Origin of the sequence: Kitasatospora sp. NPDC018058 (assembly GCF_044327205.1) — a bacterium.
In the GTDB taxonomy this organism is placed as follows: domain Bacteria; phylum Actinomycetota; class Actinomycetes; order Streptomycetales; family Streptomycetaceae; genus Kitasatospora.
This window is the reverse complement of record NZ_JBIRFA010000054.1, coordinates 1-17,153: the sequence shown is the minus strand read 5'-3', so window position 1 is coordinate 17,153 and position 17,153 is coordinate 1. Positions and strand designations below refer to the sequence as shown.

At 74.4% G+C, this 17,153-nt stretch carries 17 protein-coding genes; 16 read left to right on the top strand and 1 reads right to left on the bottom strand.

Going from position 1 to position 17,153, the window contains the following annotated elements; genetic code table 11:
- Positions 1 to 18 precede the first annotated feature (18 nt).
- The 14 genes from ACH4E7_RS39870 to ACH4E7_RS39805 all read left to right on the top strand — a co-directional run bounded on the left by ACH4E7_RS39870 (position 19) and on the right by ACH4E7_RS39805 (position 15,120).
- Positions 19 to 1,560, top strand: a complete 1,542-nt coding sequence (locus ACH4E7_RS39870) for a phage tail sheath family protein (protein ID WP_396254108.1) — start codon at positions 19 to 21, stop codon at positions 1,558 to 1,560.
- 41 nt (positions 1,561 to 1,601) lie between these two features.
- Complete coding sequence (locus ACH4E7_RS39865) at positions 1,602 to 2,042, top strand: phage tail protein (protein ID WP_030290301.1); 441 nt, start codon at positions 1,602 to 1,604, stop codon at positions 2,040 to 2,042.
- On the top strand, positions 2,039 to 2,524 hold the full coding sequence (locus ACH4E7_RS39860) for a hypothetical protein (protein ID WP_396254107.1): 486 nt from the start codon (positions 2,039 to 2,041) through the stop codon (positions 2,522 to 2,524). Before ACH4E7_RS39865 ends, ACH4E7_RS39860 begins: the two co-directional genes overlap by 4 nt.
- The gene (locus ACH4E7_RS39855) at positions 2,521 to 2,679 is read left to right on the top strand and encodes a DUF6760 family protein (protein ID WP_396254106.1); all 159 of its coding nucleotides are present in this window, start codon (positions 2,521 to 2,523) and stop codon (positions 2,677 to 2,679) included. Before ACH4E7_RS39860 ends, ACH4E7_RS39855 begins: the two co-directional genes overlap by 4 nt.
- Before the next feature lie 1,031 nt (positions 2,680 to 3,710).
- A complete protein-coding gene (locus ACH4E7_RS39850) occupies positions 3,711 to 6,041 on the top strand; it encodes a hypothetical protein (protein ID WP_396254105.1) in 2,331 nt (776 codons plus the stop codon).
- Between the two features lie 119 nt (positions 6,042 to 6,160).
- The gene (locus ACH4E7_RS39845; RefSeq protein ID WP_359830489.1) at positions 6,161 to 6,586 is read left to right on the top strand and encodes a phage tail protein; all 426 of its coding nucleotides are present in this window, start codon (positions 6,161 to 6,163) and stop codon (positions 6,584 to 6,586) included.
- Between the two features lie 73 nt (positions 6,587 to 6,659).
- The gene (locus ACH4E7_RS39840) at positions 6,660 to 7,433 is read left to right on the top strand and encodes a LysM peptidoglycan-binding domain-containing protein (RefSeq protein WP_396254104.1); all 774 of its coding nucleotides are present in this window, start codon (positions 6,660 to 6,662) and stop codon (positions 7,431 to 7,433) included.
- A complete protein-coding gene (locus tag ACH4E7_RS39835) occupies positions 7,430 to 9,208 on the top strand; it encodes a VgrG-related protein (RefSeq protein WP_396254103.1) in 1,779 nt (592 codons plus the stop codon). Before ACH4E7_RS39840 ends, ACH4E7_RS39835 begins: the two co-directional genes overlap by 4 nt.
- 130 nt (positions 9,209 to 9,338) lie before the next feature.
- Entirely contained in the window at positions 9,339 to 9,650 is a 312-nt protein-coding gene (locus ACH4E7_RS39830) for a PAAR domain-containing protein (RefSeq protein ID WP_396254102.1), read from the top strand.
- On the top strand, positions 9,647 to 10,084 hold the full coding sequence (locus tag ACH4E7_RS39825; protein ID WP_396254101.1) for a GPW/gp25 family protein: 438 nt from the start codon (positions 9,647 to 9,649) through the stop codon (positions 10,082 to 10,084). The genes ACH4E7_RS39830 and ACH4E7_RS39825 overlap by 4 nt, the downstream gene beginning before the upstream one ends.
- Positions 10,084 to 12,042: a putative baseplate assembly protein gene (locus ACH4E7_RS39820; RefSeq protein WP_396254100.1), complete on the top strand. Its 1,959-nt coding sequence runs from the start codon at positions 10,084 to 10,086 to the stop codon at positions 12,040 to 12,042. Before ACH4E7_RS39825 ends, ACH4E7_RS39820 begins: the two co-directional genes overlap by 1 nt.
- A 49-nt stretch (positions 12,043 to 12,091) precedes the next feature.
- A complete protein-coding gene (locus ACH4E7_RS39815; protein WP_396254099.1) occupies positions 12,092 to 12,667 on the top strand; it encodes a phage tail protein I in 576 nt (191 codons plus the stop codon).
- A 546-nt stretch (positions 12,668 to 13,213) separates the two neighbouring features.
- Positions 13,214 to 13,987: an NADase-type glycan-binding domain-containing protein gene (locus ACH4E7_RS39810; RefSeq protein ID WP_396254098.1), complete on the top strand. Its 774-nt coding sequence runs from the start codon at positions 13,214 to 13,216 to the stop codon at positions 13,985 to 13,987.
- 311 nt (positions 13,988 to 14,298) lie between these two features.
- The gene (locus ACH4E7_RS39805; RefSeq protein WP_396254097.1) at positions 14,299 to 15,120 is read left to right on the top strand and encodes a phospholipase; all 822 of its coding nucleotides are present in this window, start codon (positions 14,299 to 14,301) and stop codon (positions 15,118 to 15,120) included.
- A gap of 130 nt (positions 15,121 to 15,250) precedes the next feature.
- On the opposite strand, the gene ACH4E7_RS39800 is transcribed toward ACH4E7_RS39805, so the two are convergent.
- Positions 15,251 to 15,730, bottom strand: coding sequence for a MarR family winged helix-turn-helix transcriptional regulator (locus tag ACH4E7_RS39800; protein ID WP_396254096.1), 480 nt, complete (start codon positions 15,728 to 15,730; stop codon positions 15,251 to 15,253).
- Here ACH4E7_RS39800 and ACH4E7_RS39795 point away from each other — a divergent pair.
- Positions 15,716 to 15,883 (top strand): hypothetical protein, encoded by a 168-nt coding sequence (locus ACH4E7_RS39795; RefSeq protein WP_396254095.1) that lies wholly within the window; start codon positions 15,716 to 15,718, stop codon positions 15,881 to 15,883. The genes ACH4E7_RS39800 and ACH4E7_RS39795 overlap by 15 nt on opposite strands.
- A gap of 5 nt (positions 15,884 to 15,888) precedes the next feature.
- The gene (locus ACH4E7_RS39790; RefSeq protein WP_396254094.1) at positions 15,889 to 16,665 is read left to right on the top strand and encodes an MBL fold metallo-hydrolase; all 777 of its coding nucleotides are present in this window, start codon (positions 15,889 to 15,891) and stop codon (positions 16,663 to 16,665) included.
- Positions 16,666 to 17,153: the final 488 nt, after the last annotated feature.

Below are 17,153 nucleotides of genomic sequence, written 5' to 3'. Positions count from 1 at the left end.
CCACCCGAAGGAGCGCGAATGCCGTCGTACCTCACCCCGGGCGTGTACGTGGAGGAGGTCCAGTCCGGTGCCCGGCCGATCGAGGGCGTCGGCACGGCCGTCGCCGCTTTCGTCGGCTTCGCCGAGACCGGGCCCTTCCACGAGCCCACACTGGTGACCAACTGGGACCAGTACGTCCAGCGGTTCGGCGGATTCACCGAGGGCACCTACCTGGCGCACTCGGTGTACGGCTTCTTCGCCAACGGCGGCGGCTCCGCCTACGTGGTGCGGGTCGGCGACCCTGCCCGGCAGGCCTCCGCCGCCGGCGCCCCCGCCCCCGCCGCGGCCCCGCCCGTCGCGGTCGCGGGCTTCCTCTTCTCGGCCCTGCCCGGCGCGGGCGGCGAGGTGTCCGTCGAGATCGCCGACCTGGAGGGGGAGAACGTCCCCGAGGACCGGTTCCGCCTGCTGGTCCGCCGGGGCGCCGAGGTCGTCGAGACCTACGACGTGTCGACCCGCAGGAACACCAAGGGCTACGTCGTCACCCAGCTGCGCGAGTCGAAGCTGGTCGCGGTCACCGAACAGCCCGGCACCGCGCCGAGCCGCCCCGAGCGCCAGACCCACGCCCTCGCCGCCGCCCCCGCACCCGCGCCGGCCGCCGCACCCGCCGGCCGGCTCGACCCCGCCGAGTACGTCGGCGACGTCGCCGCCCGGACCGGCTTCTCCGGCCTGGAGGCGATCGACGAGATCACCATGGTCGCGGTGCCCGACCTGATGAGCGCCTACCAGCGCGGCGACCTCGACGACGAGGGCCTGCGGACCGTCCAACTGGCCGTGATGTCGCACTGCGAGCAGATGGGCGACCGGATCGCCGTCCTCGACCCGCCGCCCGGCCTCAACGCCCAGCGGATGCGCACCTGGCGTAACGAGGAGGCGGGCTTCGACTCCCGCTACGCCGCTCTCTACTACCCGTGGATCAAGGTCTTCGACCCGGCCAGCGGCCGCAACGTGCTGGTCCCGCCGAGCGGCCACGTCGCCGGGGTGTGGGCGCGCAGCGACGCCGAGCGCGGCGTGCACAAGGCGCCGGCCAACGAGGTCATCCGCGGCGCGGTGGACCTGGAGATCCGTCTCAGCAAGGGCGAACAGGATCTGCTGAACCCGATCGGCGTCAACTGCGTGCGGGCGTTCCCCGGACGCGGCATCAGGATCTGGGGCGCGCGCACCCTCTCCTCCGACCCGGCCTGGCGCTACCTGAACGTGCGTCGGCTCTTCAACTACCTGGAGGAGTCCATCCTCCTGGGGACCCAGTGGGTGGTCTTCGAACCCAACGACGACCGGCTGTGGTCCAGCATCCGCCGGAACATCACCGCGTTCCTCACCGAGGAGTGGCGGCGCGGTGCGCTGTTCGGCCAGACCGCGGCCGAGGCCTTCTACGTCAAGTGCGACCGCGACAACAACCCGCCGGAGTCCATCGACCTCGGGCAGGTGGTCTGCGAGATCGGCGTCGCCCCGGTGAAGCCGGCGGAGTTCGTGGTGTTCCGGCTGTCCCAGTTCTCCGACAGCACGAGCCTCGTCAACGAGTGACCCGGTCCCCATCGCATCGCATCGGAAGGTGACAACAAGCCATGGCTGAAGGCGATCCGCTCTCCACACACATATTCGGCGTCCAACTCGGCGGCTACAACGTCGAGTCCGTCAAGGAGATCAGCAACCTGACGGTCGAACAGGACGTCGTCGAGTACAAGCAGGTGACCCAAGAGGGCAAGCTGATCGTCCGCAAGCAGCCCGGCGCCCGGCTGCCCGGCGAGGTGACCATCACCCGCGGCCTGGACAAGAGCGGGGCGTTCACGGACTGGATCAAGGAGACGCTCAACAACGGGGCGATCAACACCGCGCGGCAGAACCTCACCATCGAGGTCAAGGACACCACCGGCGCCACCCTGCGGCGCATCCAGCTGACCAACGCCTGGGCCAGCCGCTGGGAGGGCCCCACGCTCAGCGCCGGCGAGTCCAGCGCCGCGACGGAGACCGTGACCATCGTGTTCGAGGAGATCAGCGTCGAGTGAGGCGGAAGATCGGCCTTGAGGAGCTGCTGGAACGCGCTCCGGCCCCACAGAACACCGCGCCGCAGCAGCAGGCCCCGGGGCAGGCCGGACCGGCCGGGCCCCGGGGGCGGGCGCCGCACACCGAGTTCGAGTTCGAGCTGCCGCTCGGCTACGTCGACGACGAGGGCACCGTGCACCGGCACGGCGCCATGCGCCTGGCCACCGCCCGCGACGAGCTGATGCCGCAGATCGACCTGCGGGTCAAGGAGAACCCGGCCTACCTGAGCGTGGTGCTGCTCGGCCACGTGATCACCAGGCTGGGCGACATCACCGATGTGCACGCCGGGGTCGTGGAGCGGATGTACGCCACCGACGTCGCGTTCCTCCAGGACCTCTACCAGCGGATCAACAGCGAGGGACACACGCGCGCCGCGGTGACCTGCCCGCACTGCGACGGCGCCTTCGAGGTCGACCTCGCCGGTGGGCGCCTGGGGGAATCGTGACGTACGCGCCTGCTCGGCTGTACGAGGAGATCGCGTACATCGCCTACCACTTCCACTGGCAGCGGGAGGACGTCCTCGACCTGACCCACCGCGAACGCGGGCAGTGGGTGCGCGAGATCGCGCGGCTCAACACCCGTATCAGCGAAGGCGGGTGAGTCGGATGGGGCTGCGGGACTGGATCGGCCGCCGCAGGGGCGGCGAGGGCGCGGTTTCCGGTGCTGCTTCCGGCGGCACCGAGGCCGTCGGGGGCACGGGCGCGGCAGCTCGGCAGCGCCCGGCGGCCGGGGACGGGGGCTGGCGGGCGGTCGCGCCGCTGGTCCCGACCCTGGCCGCGCCCGCCCACGGTGTCAGCGACGGCCTGAGGTTCCGGTCCCGGCTCACCGCCTGGCAGGACCCTTCGCTCTGCGGCCCGCTCGGCCACGCGGTCCTCCCGACCGCCCCGGTCGGCATCCTGCGGGCGGTGGCGAGGCCGGGCTCCCCGGCCCCCGTCCGCACGGGCGGGGACGAGCTCGTCGTGCCGGTCGTCCCGCACGATGTCGGAGCCGAAGAACCGTTGGAGGAGGGGCAGTCGGGCTCGGCGCGGTCGGCGCGACCGGTCCAGCGGTCCGTACGGCTGCGACGGCTTCCGGTGCGGTCCGGGCCGCGCCCGGCACGTACGGGCGGGGCCGAACCGCGAGCGGCGGCCGAGCGCGCCGACGGCGGTGCGCCGAGGCCCGCTGCGGCGCTACCCGGTGCGGCCGTACCGGGTGGGCCGAAGTCCGCTGTGGTGAGGGGAAGTTCACCGAAGCCCGCAGTGTCACGGGCCGCTGCCGTGACACCCGCCGTGACTCCCGCTGCGGCGGCGCCGGGCCTGCCGGCGCCTGTCGAGGCGACGCCCGAGGCGGCCGTCACCTCCCCGCGCCCGAACGACCCGGCGGTCCGGGTCGACCGGCCGGTGCGGCCGCGTCCTGTCGGTGCCCCGCTGGTCGTCGCGCGGCGCCCGAGCCTGCTGCCCGCGCGCCCCGTGGCGGCCCTCCCGGGGCCGGTCAGGGCGCCGGAGGCCGTCACCGAGCCGGCCGGCCGGAGCACGGGCGCGCCGCGGCCGGCAGCGAGGACGGAAGCACCGGTCGACGGCACGCGCCGCCCGTCCGCGAGCGGCGAAGCCGCCGAACGACCGGCGCCCGGCCCGGCCGGAGCCCCCGCACCCATGCGGAACGGGCCGGCCGACGGCACCCTCCAGCGCGCCGCCGCGACCGGCACCGCCGCACCCGCCCGCCCGGTCCTCGGTGCGCCGCTGACCGCGCTGCCCGCGAGTGCCACCCCTCCGGCCGGCGACGGCCCCCGGCCCCACGGCGCCGCCCCGGCCGGGCCGGCCATGCCCGTCGTCCCCGCCGACACGGGGTCCACCGGCCCCGGGACGGGCGGGCTGGCTGATGTCCGGCCGCCCGGAGGCGCGGGCGCGGACGCCGCCGGCCCGGCCCGACGCACCGGTACGGCCGGTGAGCCCACCCGCCCGGCACCGTCCCGCCCCGAGCGTGCGGCCGCCGAGGGCACGCCCGTCCAGCGCGCCCGGTCCGGGGCCGCCACGTCCTCGCCCGCACCGTCCTCGTCGCCGTCCTCCGACCGTGCCGCGCCGGTCCCGTCCGACCCGGCCCCCGCCCGTACGCACGGGGGCCTGGGCGCGCCGCTCGACGCGCTGCCGCCGACGGCGTCCGTGGCCGGGGGCACAGTCCCGCTGCTCGGCGGGCGCCGACCGGTCCGGCGGATCGCGGCCCCGGCGACGGGCGACGCCGCCCCCGCCGCCACCTCTGCCGCCGCCTCGCCGGCGGCCGGCGAGGGGCTGCCCGTGCAGCGCGCCCCCCGACGCCCCGGCGACGGCCCGGCGGACGTGACGTCCCCGGTCCGGACCGGTGATGACGGGCGATCGGCCGGTCCGACCAACCCGGCCGCCGGTGGCCGCAGCGCGCCCTCCGGCGCGGATCGCGGCCGGCGCGGACCGGCGGCCGGACGCCCGGCGCCCTCCGATTCCCCGCAGGGGACGGCGGGTGCCTCCGCCGTATCGCCGTCCGGCAGCGGCCCGGACCGGCGGCCGGGAGCCGCCGCGCAGCCGACCGTTCCCGGGACGCGCCCGGCAGGCGCCCCGCTCACAGGCGGCAGCACTCCGGTGGTTCCCGTGACGGTCCCCGCGCGCCGGTCCGCCGGCGGCCTGGGCGTGCAGCGAGCCGTTCGACTCATCGGCCAGCAGCGCGGGTTGCTCGGCGACCGCCGGATGACGGTTGCCCTCGCCACTGCGCCGGCACCGTTCGCGCCCGTTGCCGCCGCTCCCGTCGGCGGAGGCGTCGGGTCGGCGCCGACGCCACCCGTGGTCCGGGCCGCTTGGCCCAACGCGCTCGACTCCCGTCCGGACGGCGAGGCGCCGGTCGCACAGGCCGTTGCCGCTCCGCGGCGTTCGGGTGCACAGGCGCGGCGCTCGCCGGGCGCCGGCACCGGGGCAGCCGCGGTCAGGGCGGCCGACGGCGGTGGCGCCGCAGCCGGCGGGCCGGGCTCGCGGCCGAGTTCGGTGCGGCCCTCCACCCCGGGGGAGGCCGCGCCGCGCGGGGTCGTGGCCGCGGTGCAACGGGCGCTCTCCCGACGCCCGTCGCAACGGCCGGTCCGCCGGACGGCGGCCGACCAGCCGACCGCCGCCGATCACCCGTCAGCGCCCGGCGGCCCGGCGGCGGCTGCCGCCGCCCCGGTCGCGCCCGCACCGGCGGCCCCATCGCGTGCCCTGCCCGGTCGGCCCCGTGCGGCAGCCGTGAACACCGTCGCCCCGGCGCTGCCGCAGCCCGGCGTCGCGAGCCCGGGCCACCCGGCCGTGCAGCGGTCCGCCGCACCGGCGCCCGGTGGGCGGCCGGGCACCGGTGGCCCCGGCATCCCCGGCTTGCCGTCCGCCACGGCGAGCGCCCCGCGCCCGCCGGTTGTCCGGCTCCGGCCCGTGACGGCCCCGGCGGTCCAGCGCCTGCCGGCCACCTCCCGGCCTCCGCAGCCGTCCCCGGTGCAGCCGCCCGCCCTCGCGGCCCCGTCGGGCAGCGGCTGGGCACCGGGCCCGCAGCCCGCCACCGCACTCGCGCCCACGCCTGCGCCCGCACCCGCGCTCGTCGTGTCCCGGGCCCTGCCCGCAGGGCACGCCACCGGGGCCCCGTCCGCTCCGTCCGCCTCGCCAGCGCCGTCCGCACCGCCGTCGCCCGCCACGGCCCGGTTGCTGCAGCGGGTGGCCGAGCAGACGGGCCTGACGGGGGTGCCGCTGACCGCCGTGCCCGCGCGCACACCCACCACCGTGCAGCTCGCCGGGCCGGCCCGACCCGCCCCGCCCGGCGCCCCGCCCGCCGCGCACACCCCCGGCAAGGCCCCCGCCGTTCCGGGCGCCGAGCGGCGCGCCGACCCCGCCGACCTCGACGAACTGGCCCGGCGCCTGGTCGAACCGGTCGGCCGGCTGCTGCGCACCGAACTGCGCAGGGGCCGGGAGCGCAGCGGCAAACCGTACGACATGCGCCGCTGAGCCCGGCCCAGGAACGCGGGCCGGACCGCCGACCGAGAACGCGGGCCGACGCGCGGACCAGGCGGACGGCCGGCAGAAGGCCGCAGCAGCGACGTGACCGGAAGCAGGGAGCAGAAGCGATGACCGACAACATCTTCGCGTCCAGTGTGTTCTTCAGCCTGACCATCGGCGGCAACGACCTGGGCGAGTTCACCACCTGCTCGGGACTCGGCGCCCAGGTCGAGATCGAGCAGTACGCGGAGGGCGGCAACAACGGCTTCGCCTGGCAGCTGCCGGGCCGCATCACCTGGTCGAACATCACGCTGACCCGCGCGGTCACCGCCGACACCACCAAGATCGCCCGCTGGCTGTCCGAGATCGTCCGCAAGGTCGAGCCGAAGGACGGCGAGATCGTGGCGCTGCGGCCCGACCTGAGCCGGATCGTCGGCTGGCAGGTGCTCGGGATCGTCCCGGTGCGCTGGGAGGGACCGTCCTTCGACCCCGCCAACTCCCAGGCTGCGATGGAGACCCTGGAGATCGCCCACGCGGGCCTGCGCCCCTCCTGACCCCGCCGCACGCCGAGCCCCACCCGATCCACGGAACCCACCCGACAGCCCGACCCACGAAAGGAGCACCAGGATGTCCCCGGCGGTCCCCGCCAGCGTCACCCGGGCCCAACTGACCATCATGGAGCCACCGTCCACGGTCGGCGCCCAGCCCGGCGGCACGCTCGCGCAGCTCCGGCTCCAGTTCAACCCGGCGACCCTGGTGCTGAGCAAGACCACCGAGTGGCGGCGCACCCCGTCCCGGATGGCGGGCGAGTCCGCGCTGCCCGAGTTCGTCGGCAGCGGTCCGCGCTCGCTCTCCCTCGACGTGTTCCTGGACTCCACCGCGACCCACGACAACTCGGTGGAGCGGGCGGTGGAGCAGCTGATGACGGCCTGCGTGCCGACCCCGGCCAGCCTGGCGCGCAAGACGCCGGCCAGCCCGTGGATCCGGCTGGACTGGGGCACCCTGAAGACCACGTCGTTCAACGGGGTGCTGACCGGACTCTCGGTCACCTACTCGCTCTTCGACGTCGACGGGAAGGCGCTGCGGGCGGTCTGCTCGCTGACCATCGACGAGGCCAGCGTCGACCCGGCCGGCCAGAACCCGACCTCCGGCTCGCCGGAGGCCCGCAGCACCCACCGGGTGATCGCCGGCGACACCCTGCCGATGCTCGCCTGGCGCGCGTACGGGGACGCCACCGCCTGGCGCACCATCGCGGAGGCCAACGACATCGACGATCCGCTGGCGCTGGTCCCCGGCGCGGACCTGATCGTGCCGGGCATCGAGGAACTCATCCAGAGCCACACCCGGAATCAGGACCGGGGCCACGCCCCGGGCGAACCCACCCAGGGCGGACGGCCATGACCACTCCCGAGGCCCGCGGCGGCCGGTCCTTCGCCGCCGACCCCGTCGTCGAGGCGCCGGGCCCGCTGCCGCCGATCTGGGCGACCCAGCTGGTCTCCTGCGACATCGAGGAGAGTGTCGGCCTGCCCGACACCGCGGTGCTGTCCTTCCGGGACGCCGACCACACCTTCCTCTCCGCCACCGGGATCACCATCGGCACCCCGCTGAAGGTGTCCGTGGTCACCGTGCAGGGCAACACCCGGGCGCGGCTGTTCACCGGCGAGGTGACCGCGCTGGAGCTGGAGGTGGACACCACCGGCTCGTACACCGTGGTGCGGGCCTCGGCGGTCACCCACCGGCTGATGCGCGGGCGCCGGGTGAAGGCCTTCCGGAACATGACGACCGCCGACATCGTCCGCCAGGTCGCCTCGGGCGCGGGCCTGACCTGCGGCAAGGTCGACTCCTTCTCCGTGGTCCACCAGCAGCTCTCGCAGGCGAACGTCCCGGACTGGGAGTTCCTCCAGTTCCTGGCGCAGGAGAGCGGCGCCCAGGTGCGGGTGGACGACGACGGGAAGCTGGAGTTCGTCCGGCCCGACCCCGCCTCCGGCGCACCGGCCCCCTCCACCCCGGCGTCGCAGAACCCGCTGGTGCTGGAGTACGGCCGCAACCTGCTGGAGCTGCGCGGCGTGCTGACCGGCGCCGGGGGAGCGGACACGGTCGAGGCGCGCGGCTGGAACGTCACCACCAAGAGCGCCCTGGTCGCCACCGAGCCGGCGGTGACCTCCCGGACCGTCCAACCGGGGATGAGCCCCTCGGTGGTGGCCTCCGCCTTCCCCGGCCGGTCCCAACTGACCGTCGCCGACACCCCGTACCGCACCCAGGCGGAGACCGCCTCGGTGGCCCGGTCGCTGGCCGCCTCGGTGGCGGCCGGCTTCGGCGAGCTGGAGGTGGTCGCCGAGGGCAACCCCCGGCTGCGGGCGGGCACCGCCGTCGCGCTGGGCAACGTCGGCGCCGCCTTCTCCGGCCGCTACACCGCCACCGGGGTGCGCCACCTGCTCGAACCGTTCCGCGGTTACCGCACCACCGTGGTGGTCAGCGCGGCCCCCGACCGCTCGCTGGCCGGGCTGACCAGCGGCGGCAACGCCCCGCCGCGCGGGCCCCGGATGCCCGGCCTGGCCGTCGCCGTGGTCACCGACGTCCGGGAGCCGGGCGGCGGGCAGCGCGGCTGGGTGAAGCTCAAGTTCCCCTGGCTGGACGACACCTACGTCTCCGACTGGGTGCGCACCGTGCAGTGGGGCGGCGCCGGGGGCGGCGGCGTGGTCAGCCCCGAGGTCAACGACGAGGTGCTGGTCGGCTTCGAACAGGGCGACCTGGACAGCCCGTACGTGCTGGGCGGGCTCTACAACGGCGTGGACCGGCCCTCCCCGCACGACGTGCCGCTGGTCGACGGAGCCTCCGGCAAGGTCAACCGCCGCTCGGTGGTGTCCCGTTCGGGCCACCGGATGGAGCTGCTGGACGTGCCGGGCGGCAAGTCCGGCGTCCACCTGGCGAGTGGCGACGGCAAGCTGGAGGTCAGCCTGGACCAGCAGCGCGGCGAGATCGTGCTGACCGTCCACGGCCTCGGCGGCGCGGCCGGCAGCACAGTACGGCTCTCCTCCTCCGGCATCACCCTGGACGCGGGCACCGGCGCGGTGAACGTGCGCGGCGGATCGGTCACCGTCCGGGGCACGACGTCCGTCACCGTGGACGGCGGCGCCGAGGCGGTGCTCAAGGGGGCCTTCGTCCGGATCAACTGAGCCACCGATCAACCGAGCAGACGATCGACCGGCGATCGATCGGCGGATCGACTGACGAAACGTCAAGAACCAATGGCAGAGCGACGAGTGCCCACCAACACCCGGGCACCGCAGGAAACGGAGACCGCACATGCCCCCCGCAGCCCGGACCGGCGACCTCACCGACCACGGCGGTGCCCTCACCACTCCGCCGCCGGGCGCCCTCAAGGTGGCGACCGTGCTGATCGGCGGCCGCCCCGCCGCTGTGGTCGGTACCATCCACGCCTGCGTCCCGCACGTGGAGATGGGCCCAGCCAACCTCGTCGAGCCCGGACTCGGCTCGGTGACCAGGGGCGTGGTGCTCATCGGCGGCCTGCCGGCGGCCCGCATGGGTGACAAGACCACCTGCGGCGCCACCATCACCAGCGGCGCGTTCAACGTGCTGATCGGGGGAGCGGCATGAGCGGCAGCTTCATAGGCCGCGGCTGGGCCTTCCCGCTACGGGTGAACGCCACCGGCGGCATCGCCATGGTGGAGCGCGACCGGGAGCTCGCGGAGGCGATCCGGCTGATCCTCGGCACCGCCCCGGGCGAGCGGCCGATGCGCCCCGAATTCGGCTGCGGCATCCACGAGTACGTCTTCGCCCCGGGCGACAGCACCACCGCCGGGCGGATCGCCCGCGAGGTGCGCATCGCGCTGGAACGCTGGGAACCGCGGATCGAGGTCGACGACGTGGTGATCGCCTTCGACAGCGTCGAGGAGGGCACGCTCTACATCGACGTCCACTACACCGTGCGCGCCACCAACGACCGCCGCAACCTGGTCTTCCCCTTCTACACCATCCCCGAGCACCCGGGCGCGGACGTCCTCGACACGGTCGACGGGGGTGCGCGCTGATGGCCCTGCCCTCCCCGAACCTGGACGACCGCCGTTTCCAGCAGCTCGTCGACGAGGCCAAGCGCTACGTCCAGCAACGCGCCCCCGAGTGGACCGACCACAACGTCTCCGACCCCGGTGTCACCCTGATCGAGACCTTCGCCTACCTGGTGGACCAGCTGCTCTACCGGCTGAACCGGGTCCCGGAGAAGAACTACGCCGCCTTCCTCGACCTGCTCGGCATCCGGCTCTTCCCTCCCGCCGCGGCCCGGGCCGAGGTCGACTTCTGGCTCTCCGCCCCTCAGCCGGAGACCGTCCTGCTGCGGGCCGGCACCGAGGTCTCCACGCTGCGCACCGAGACCGACGACGCGGTGGTCTTCTCCACCGCCGAGGACCTGCCGATCGTCCCCAGTTCGCTGGAGCGGCTGGTCACCGTCTCCGCCTCCGGCGAGCAGTCCGACGGTACGGCCCGGCTGGCCGACGGCGCGGACGTGCCCTGCTTCCAGTCGCGCCCGGTGGCCGGGGACGCCATGCTCTTCGCCCTGCCCGCCGTGGTGCCGCGCTGCATCCTGGTCGTCCGGCTGGACAGCCGGGTGGAGGGCGTCGGCGTCGACCCGCGCCAGCCGCCGCTGGCCTGGGAGGTCTGGGACGGAGCGCGCTGGATCGCCTGCGAGACCGGCGGCGACACCACCGGCGGCCTCAACCGGCCCGGCGAGGTGGTCGTGTTCGTGCCCGCCGGGCACACCGCCTCGGTGGTCGCCGGCCGCCGGGCCGGCTGGCTGCGCTGCCGGGTCACCGAGCCGCAGCCGGGCCAGCCGTTCTACTCCGAGTCCCCCACCATTCGGCGGGCCGAGGTGTTCACGGTCGGCGGCACCGCCACCGCCGTCCACGCGCAGACCGTCACCGACGCGCCGCTCGGCACCTCGGAGGGCGTCGCGGGCCAGCGCTTCGGGCTGGCCAGGCCGCCGGTCCTGCTCGACGGCGAGCCTCCGGTGGTCGAGGTCGCGGCCGGCGACGGGTGGCAGCGATGGACGGTCGTCGAGCACTTCGGCGACTCCTCACCGGCCGACCGGCACGTGGTGCTCGACGCGACCACCGGCGAGTTCCTCTTCCCGCCCGCGGTCCGGGAACCCGACGGCAGCCTGCGCTCCTTCGGCGCGGTGCCGCCCAAGGGCGCGCGGCTGCGCGTCCCGCACTACCGCACCGGCGGCGGGATCGCCGGCAACGTCGCCCGCAGCACCATCACGGTGCTGCGCAGCTCGGTCCCGTACATCGCCCGGGTCGACAACCGCGAGGCGGCCAGGGGCGGGGTCGATGGTGAGACCGTGGACAACGCCAAACTGCGCGCCCCGCACCAGCTGCGGCTGCAGGAACGCGCCGTCACCGCAGGGGACTTCGAGCTGATCGCCCGACAGGCCGCGCCGTCCGCCGCCCGGATCAGCTGTGTGCCCGGCGTCGGCGGGGAAGCCGGCGCGGTGCGGGTGCTGGTCGTCCCCGACGCCGTCGCGGACGACGGCGACCGGCTGAGGTTCGAGCAACTGATCCCCGACGAACAGATGTTGGCCACCGTCGCGACGGCCCTCGACGAACGGCGGCTGATCGGCACCCGGATCGTCGTACAGCCCCCCGCCTACCAGGGCGTGACGGTCGTCGCCCGGCTCACCACCCGCTCCACCGACCCCGACCGGGTCCGGGAGGCGGTGCTCGCCGCGCTGTACCGCTACCTCAACCCCTTGCGCGGCGGCGCCGACGGCACGGGCTGGCCGTTCGGCCGGGCGGTGCAGTACGGGGAGGTGTTCGCCGTGCTCCAGCGGGTCGCCGCCGTCACGGGGGTCGAGGAGCTGAGGCTGTTCCCGGCGGACCCGATCACCGGACGCCGGGGCGCCCCCGCCGAGCGGGTCGAGGTCCCGCCGGACGCCCTGGTCTTCTCCCACCAGCACCAGATCGTGGTCACCCCGGCTGAGGACGGGCGGTCATGAGCGAGCGATGGGGGCACCCCCGGCCGGAGGCTGGGGGAGAGGTGGGCACATGAACCGGGCCGCCGTTCCCGGACTGCCCAGTCCGCACCCGATCGGCGAACTGCTCCCCGCGCTCTTCGCCGACGACGACTTCGCCCAGCGGTTCACGGCCGGCCTGGACACCGTCCTCGCCCCGGTCTTCGCCACCCTGGACAACCTGCCCGCCTACTTCCGGCCCCGCCTCGCACCGGCCGACTTCCTCGACTGGCTGGCGTCCTGGGTCGCGGTGGACGTCGACCCGGCCTGGCCGGAGGAGGTGCGCCGCGCGGTGGTCGAGCGCGCGGTGGAACTGCACCGGTGGCGCGGCACCCGCCGCGGACTCACCGAGCGGCTGCGGCTGGTACTGGGCGCCGGTGCCGAGATCACCGACGGCGGCGGCGCCTCCTGGTCCACCGCCCCCGGTGCCGTCCCACTGCCCGCGGCGGACGGTGAGGTGCTGATCCGGGTCTGGCCCCTGGACGGTCCGGGGCCGGGCGCCGGGCTGGACGAGGACCAGGTGCTGTCCGTCGTCAGGGCGGGCTGCCCGGTCCATCTGACCTGCCGGGTGGAGATCCTGCCCGGCCCACCCGGGCGAACGGAGGGCTGACGGATGCCGGTGTGCCCCGACTGCGGAACGGCCAACGGGGAGGGAGACGACTTCTGCGGCAACTGCGGTGCTTACCTGGGCTGGTCGCGCAGTGCCCCGGCCACGCCCACGGCCCCGGCGACGCCGGCTGCCGGGCCTCCGGCGCCGCCTGCGCCCACTCCCGCGCCCGCGCCCACTCCCGCGCCGACCGAGGCCGCGGAGGCGGCCGCTGCGCCTGCCGCGCCCGAGACTGCTGCGCCTGCCGGGCCCGCCGCGCCCGAGACTGCGCGCACCGAATCCACCTGGCGAGCCGTGTCGCGACGGGTGACGCGCGCCACGAGGAGGGAGCAGCCGCCCGTCCCGGACGCCCAGCCGCCCAGCCCGCCCGCCGAGGAGCCGCCGACCCCGTCGGCCGCCGAGCCTCCGCGCGCAACCTCGACCCGCGTGCGGCCGGCTCCGGCCCCGGCTCCCGAACCGACACGGGCTCCGGAACCGGCCCCGGCGCCCGATCCGGCCCCGACGCCGGTTCCCGAATCGCCTCCGCTTCCCGAACCGCAGGCCGATCCGGTGGCCGTGCAGCCCGCCAAGCCCGTCGCACCGCGCCCCGTCGTTCGGGCATCCGCGGCCGACGAGGCCCAGGACGGCCCGCCCTGCCCCCGGTGCGGCACGCCCAACCTGCCCGAACGGCGCTTCTGCCGCCGCTGCGCGGCACCGCTGACCGACACCGCACCTCCGCCGGAGCTGCCGTGGTGGCGCACCCGCTGGCCGTTCCGACGCCGGGTGCGGATCGGCGGCTCGGGCAACGCGCTGCGCCGCACCATCGCGCTGCTGGTGCTGGCCGCGCTGGTGGTCGGCGGGATCCTGCTGTACCCGCTCGGCAAGAGCGCCTACGAGGATGTGCTGGACAAGCTCGGCAACACCGCGCCGATCACCCCCTCCCTGACCTCGGCGAGCGCCGCGGTCGAGGGCCATCCCGCGACCGCCGCCGACGACGGCCTCAGCAACACCTACTGGGGCGCGCCCGCGATCGGGGACTCCATCACCTTCACCTTCCGGACGCCCTTCCGGCTGGTCGACCTGATCATCCACACCGGCGACTCCGCGGACCCGCAGCACTTTCAGCAACAGGCCCGTCCCCTCGTCCTGTCCCTGGAAGTCACGGCCTCGGACGGCGAGTTGCACCGGCAACAGATCACGCTCAACGACCAGCCGGGCCCGCAGACCGTGGCGACCGGGATCAGCGACGTCGTCCAGGTGAAGCTCACCGTCCGCGAGGCCGCCGGAACCGGCCCCGGCCGCACCATCGCCCTGGCCGAAGTGGAGTTCTTCAAGCGCAGCTGATGAGCCGTCACCATTCCTGCAGCATAGGCTGGTTGGTCTCCATTCCGGACATCCGGACCCGTTTACCGACCATTTACCGTTCGGCAACGTACAGTTGGTGAGGTGGGCATGTCCATTTCAGGACACCGACAAGAAGGAGTACCTTTCTTGACCACTCACCTCAGGACCAGTGCGGGCCGGCGCGTGCTTCCGGCGATGACGGCGATGCTGTGCGGGATCGCCGGGGTCACCGCCCTCGCGGCGACCCCGGCGGCCGCGGCCGACCAGCGCCACCCGATCTACGCCATCGCGCAACCGACACCCTGGACGGTGTGGACGCCGCGCTCAAGCACGGTGCCAACGGCATCGAGATCGATGTCTGTGCCTGGTGGAACCCGAACGAATGGCGCGCCTACCACGACTGTTCCTCGGCCGGCGACAACCGGCTGGGCCCCAGCTTCGACAGCATGATCGACCGTATCGTCTCCAACGCCAACGCGGGGCGCCGGCTGTCGCTGGTCTGGCTGGACATCAAGGACCCGAACTACTGCGGGGAGCAGCAGAACCGCGGGTGCAGCGTCGCCGGACTGCACGACAAGGCCCAGCGGCTGACGGCTGCCGGGATCCAGGTGCTCTACGGGTTCTACGAGTACCACGGCGGCAACACCCCGGACGTCGGCGGCCGCGGCTGGAAGAGCCTGGAGGGCAAGCTCGGCCGCCTGGAGGGCATGACGACGACCGGCACCCGGGACCAGGCCCAGAACGCCTTCAACCGGTCCGGTGCCGGGATCCCCAACGGTCACCGGGCGATGGACTACGGCGACAGCGACATCACCAAGGGCTTCGGCAACTGCACCGAAGCCACCTACAACACGTGCGCGGAACTGAAGAAGGGCGCCGCGGACCGTGCCGCCGGCCGGCTCGCGGCCACGCTGTCCTGGACGACCACCTACAACGACCCGTGGTACGTCGACAAGCTGCTGGGCGACGCCCAGGTGGACGGCATCATCGCGGGCTACGGCGCCTTCACCGGCGTGCGTGAGTACGACGACAGCTGGCAGTGTGCCAATGCCGTCAACCTGGTGCGCGACTGGGTGAACCGCCACGGTTCCACCCACCGGATGGCCAACAGCGGCGACCGCCTCTTCAAGTAGCGGTGCGCCCGGTCGGGTAGCGGAAAGCCCCGGGCCGGGGTCGTGGCGGATGCACTCGCCACGACCCCGGCCCGTTCACGTCGGACTCGCCGTCCGGAGTCGCCGTCCGGAGTCGCTCGGCCGGGGATGCTCAGTGCGGGTATCGGCTGCGGATGGCCCGGGCGGCGTCGGTGCCGTCGAGGAGGGTGTGCAGGAGGGTGGTGAGGGTGTCGACCTCCGAGGACGTGAGCCGGGCCGCCATCTCCGTGGTCAGCCGTGCGGTCGCGTCGCCGAGCTGGGCGGCCAGCGTGCTTCCGGCGCCGGTGAGTTGGATCAGGACGGCGCGCTTGTCCTGTTCGTGCGGGATCCGGCCGACCAGGTCGCGCTGGACCAGCGAGTCGACCAGCCGGCTGGGGCTGCCCTGTTCGCAGACCAGCAGGCGCCCGAGGGCGGCCAGGGTGACCGGCTGGTGTGCGGCGAGGACGTCGAGCACCTCGGCCTGGGCGGGGGTGAGGCCCAGGTGGCGCAGGGCGTCGCCGAGCCGGCGGCTGCCCTCGCGCTGGGCGGCCAGGAGTAGGTAGCGCAGTTCGTCCTGTGGAGCCCGGGCGGTGCGGCTGTGGTCGGCGGTCACGGGCTGCCCTTCGTTTCGTCCGCCGCCCTGGCCGCCGCAGCCGCGACCGTGCTGCTCGACGGCCCGCCCCCGGGCGCCCGGACGGCGGCGCGACTGCTCGGCACCGAGCGCGTCGCGACCCTGCCCGCCACCACCATCCAGCTGGGCCGGTGATCGGGATGAGCGCCCTTCAGTCCCCTCAGTCCCCTCAGTCCCCGACGCCCACCGCGCACCGGCTGGGCGACGACCTGGTCAACTTCTACCTCGTCGACACCGGCCCGGCCCTGGTGATGGTCGACGCCGGACTGCCCGCGCACTGGGACGGCCTGCTCGGGGCACTGCGCGCTCTCGGCAGACCCATCACCGACATCGCGGCGGTGCTGATCACCCACGGCCACCCGGACCACGTGGGCCTCGCCGAGCGGGTCCGCGTGGAGTCCGGGGCAGATGTCTGGGTGCACGAGTCCGACGCGCCGATCCTGGCCGAACCGCGGCGCCTCAACCAGGTCTGGCGCCCCGAGCGCTCCCTCCTCGGCTACGCGGTCCGCCGCCCGAGCGGCCTGCGGGCACCGCTGCACCTGGCCCGGGGTGGCGCACTCCGCACGCCGGCGGTCCGGGAGCTCCGCACCTTCACGGACGACACCCGACTCGACGTTCCCGGCCTGCCGTTGGCGGTGCACACCCCCGGGCACACGCGCGGCAGCACCAGCTACGTGTTCCCGGACGCCTCCCTCGCCTTCACCGGCGACGCCCTGGTCACCAACGACGCGGTCGCCGGGCACGTCGGCCCCTGCGTCATCTGTCGGGCCTTCACCCAGGACAGCCGGGCGGCGCTGGCCTCCCTGGAGAAGGTCGCCGAATACGAGATCGACACCGTCCTGCCGGGCCACGGCGAACCGTGGCGGGACGGCCTGGCGGAGGCCGCACGCCTGGCGGTGGCCGCCGGGATCCGATAGCGGCAAGAGAGGGGAGGGCGCCGCACCACTGTGGTCCGGGCTGGGCATTTGTTTCGGGAGCCGAGTAGGGGTACTGTCTCCCAGTCGCTCAGCAGGGAGCACCGGACACGCATCTGCGCGGACGGTCCAGAGGCGGCCAATCCTTTGAACCATCACTTCCCGGTCTTCGCCGGTCGTTTCGCGTTGTCGCGTTGCGGTCAGGTGTTGATTCGGTGTGCGCGTTTTATCGGGTTGCGGTCGGATTCGCTTTTCGGAGCGGGGGTCGGCTAGAGTTTGAAACGTCGGACAGGGCGTCAAGCCCTAGAAGACGCCAGCGAGTTGGATGAACGAAGCCCCGGAAGCGGAGCGGAGAACGTCTGATAAGCTGGAAACACGAAAGAATGAAGCGCCCGAAGGGCCCGCTGGAAGGCGGTCCGAAGGAAGCGTCCGTTCCTTGAGAACTCAACAGCGTGCCAAAAGTCAACGCCAGATATGTTGACATCCCCGGC

What these genes read in the sequence shown, in the direction of transcription:
- ACH4E7_RS39815 (WP_396254099.1), top strand. Translation starts at nt 12,092, where the DNA reads ATGAACCGGGCCGCCGTTCCCGGACTGCCCAGTCCGCACCCGATCGGC.
- ACH4E7_RS39870 (WP_396254108.1), top strand. Translation starts at nt 19, where the DNA reads ATGCCGTCGTACCTCACCCCGGGCGTGTACGTGGAGGAGGTCCAGTCC.
- ACH4E7_RS39820 (WP_396254100.1), top strand. Translation starts at nt 10,084, where the DNA reads ATGGCCCTGCCCTCCCCGAACCTGGACGACCGCCGTTTCCAGCAGCTC.
- ACH4E7_RS39830 (WP_396254102.1), top strand. Translation starts at nt 9,339, where the DNA reads ATGCCCCCCGCAGCCCGGACCGGCGACCTCACCGACCACGGCGGTGCC.
- ACH4E7_RS39845 (WP_359830489.1), top strand. Translation starts at nt 6,161, where the DNA reads ATGACCGACAACATCTTCGCGTCCAGTGTGTTCTTCAGCCTGACCATC.
- ACH4E7_RS39790 (WP_396254094.1), top strand. Translation starts at nt 15,889, where the DNA reads ATGAGCGCCCTTCAGTCCCCTCAGTCCCCTCAGTCCCCGACGCCCACC.
- ACH4E7_RS39850 (WP_396254105.1), top strand. Translation starts at nt 3,711, where the DNA reads ATGCGGAACGGGCCGGCCGACGGCACCCTCCAGCGCGCCGCCGCGACC.
- ACH4E7_RS39835 (WP_396254103.1), top strand. Translation starts at nt 7,430, where the DNA reads ATGACCACTCCCGAGGCCCGCGGCGGCCGGTCCTTCGCCGCCGACCCC.
- ACH4E7_RS39865 (WP_030290301.1), top strand. Translation starts at nt 1,602, where the DNA reads ATGGCTGAAGGCGATCCGCTCTCCACACACATATTCGGCGTCCAACTC.
- ACH4E7_RS39825 (WP_396254101.1), top strand. Translation starts at nt 9,647, where the DNA reads ATGAGCGGCAGCTTCATAGGCCGCGGCTGGGCCTTCCCGCTACGGGTG.
- ACH4E7_RS39840 (WP_396254104.1), top strand. Translation starts at nt 6,660, where the DNA reads ATGTCCCCGGCGGTCCCCGCCAGCGTCACCCGGGCCCAACTGACCATC.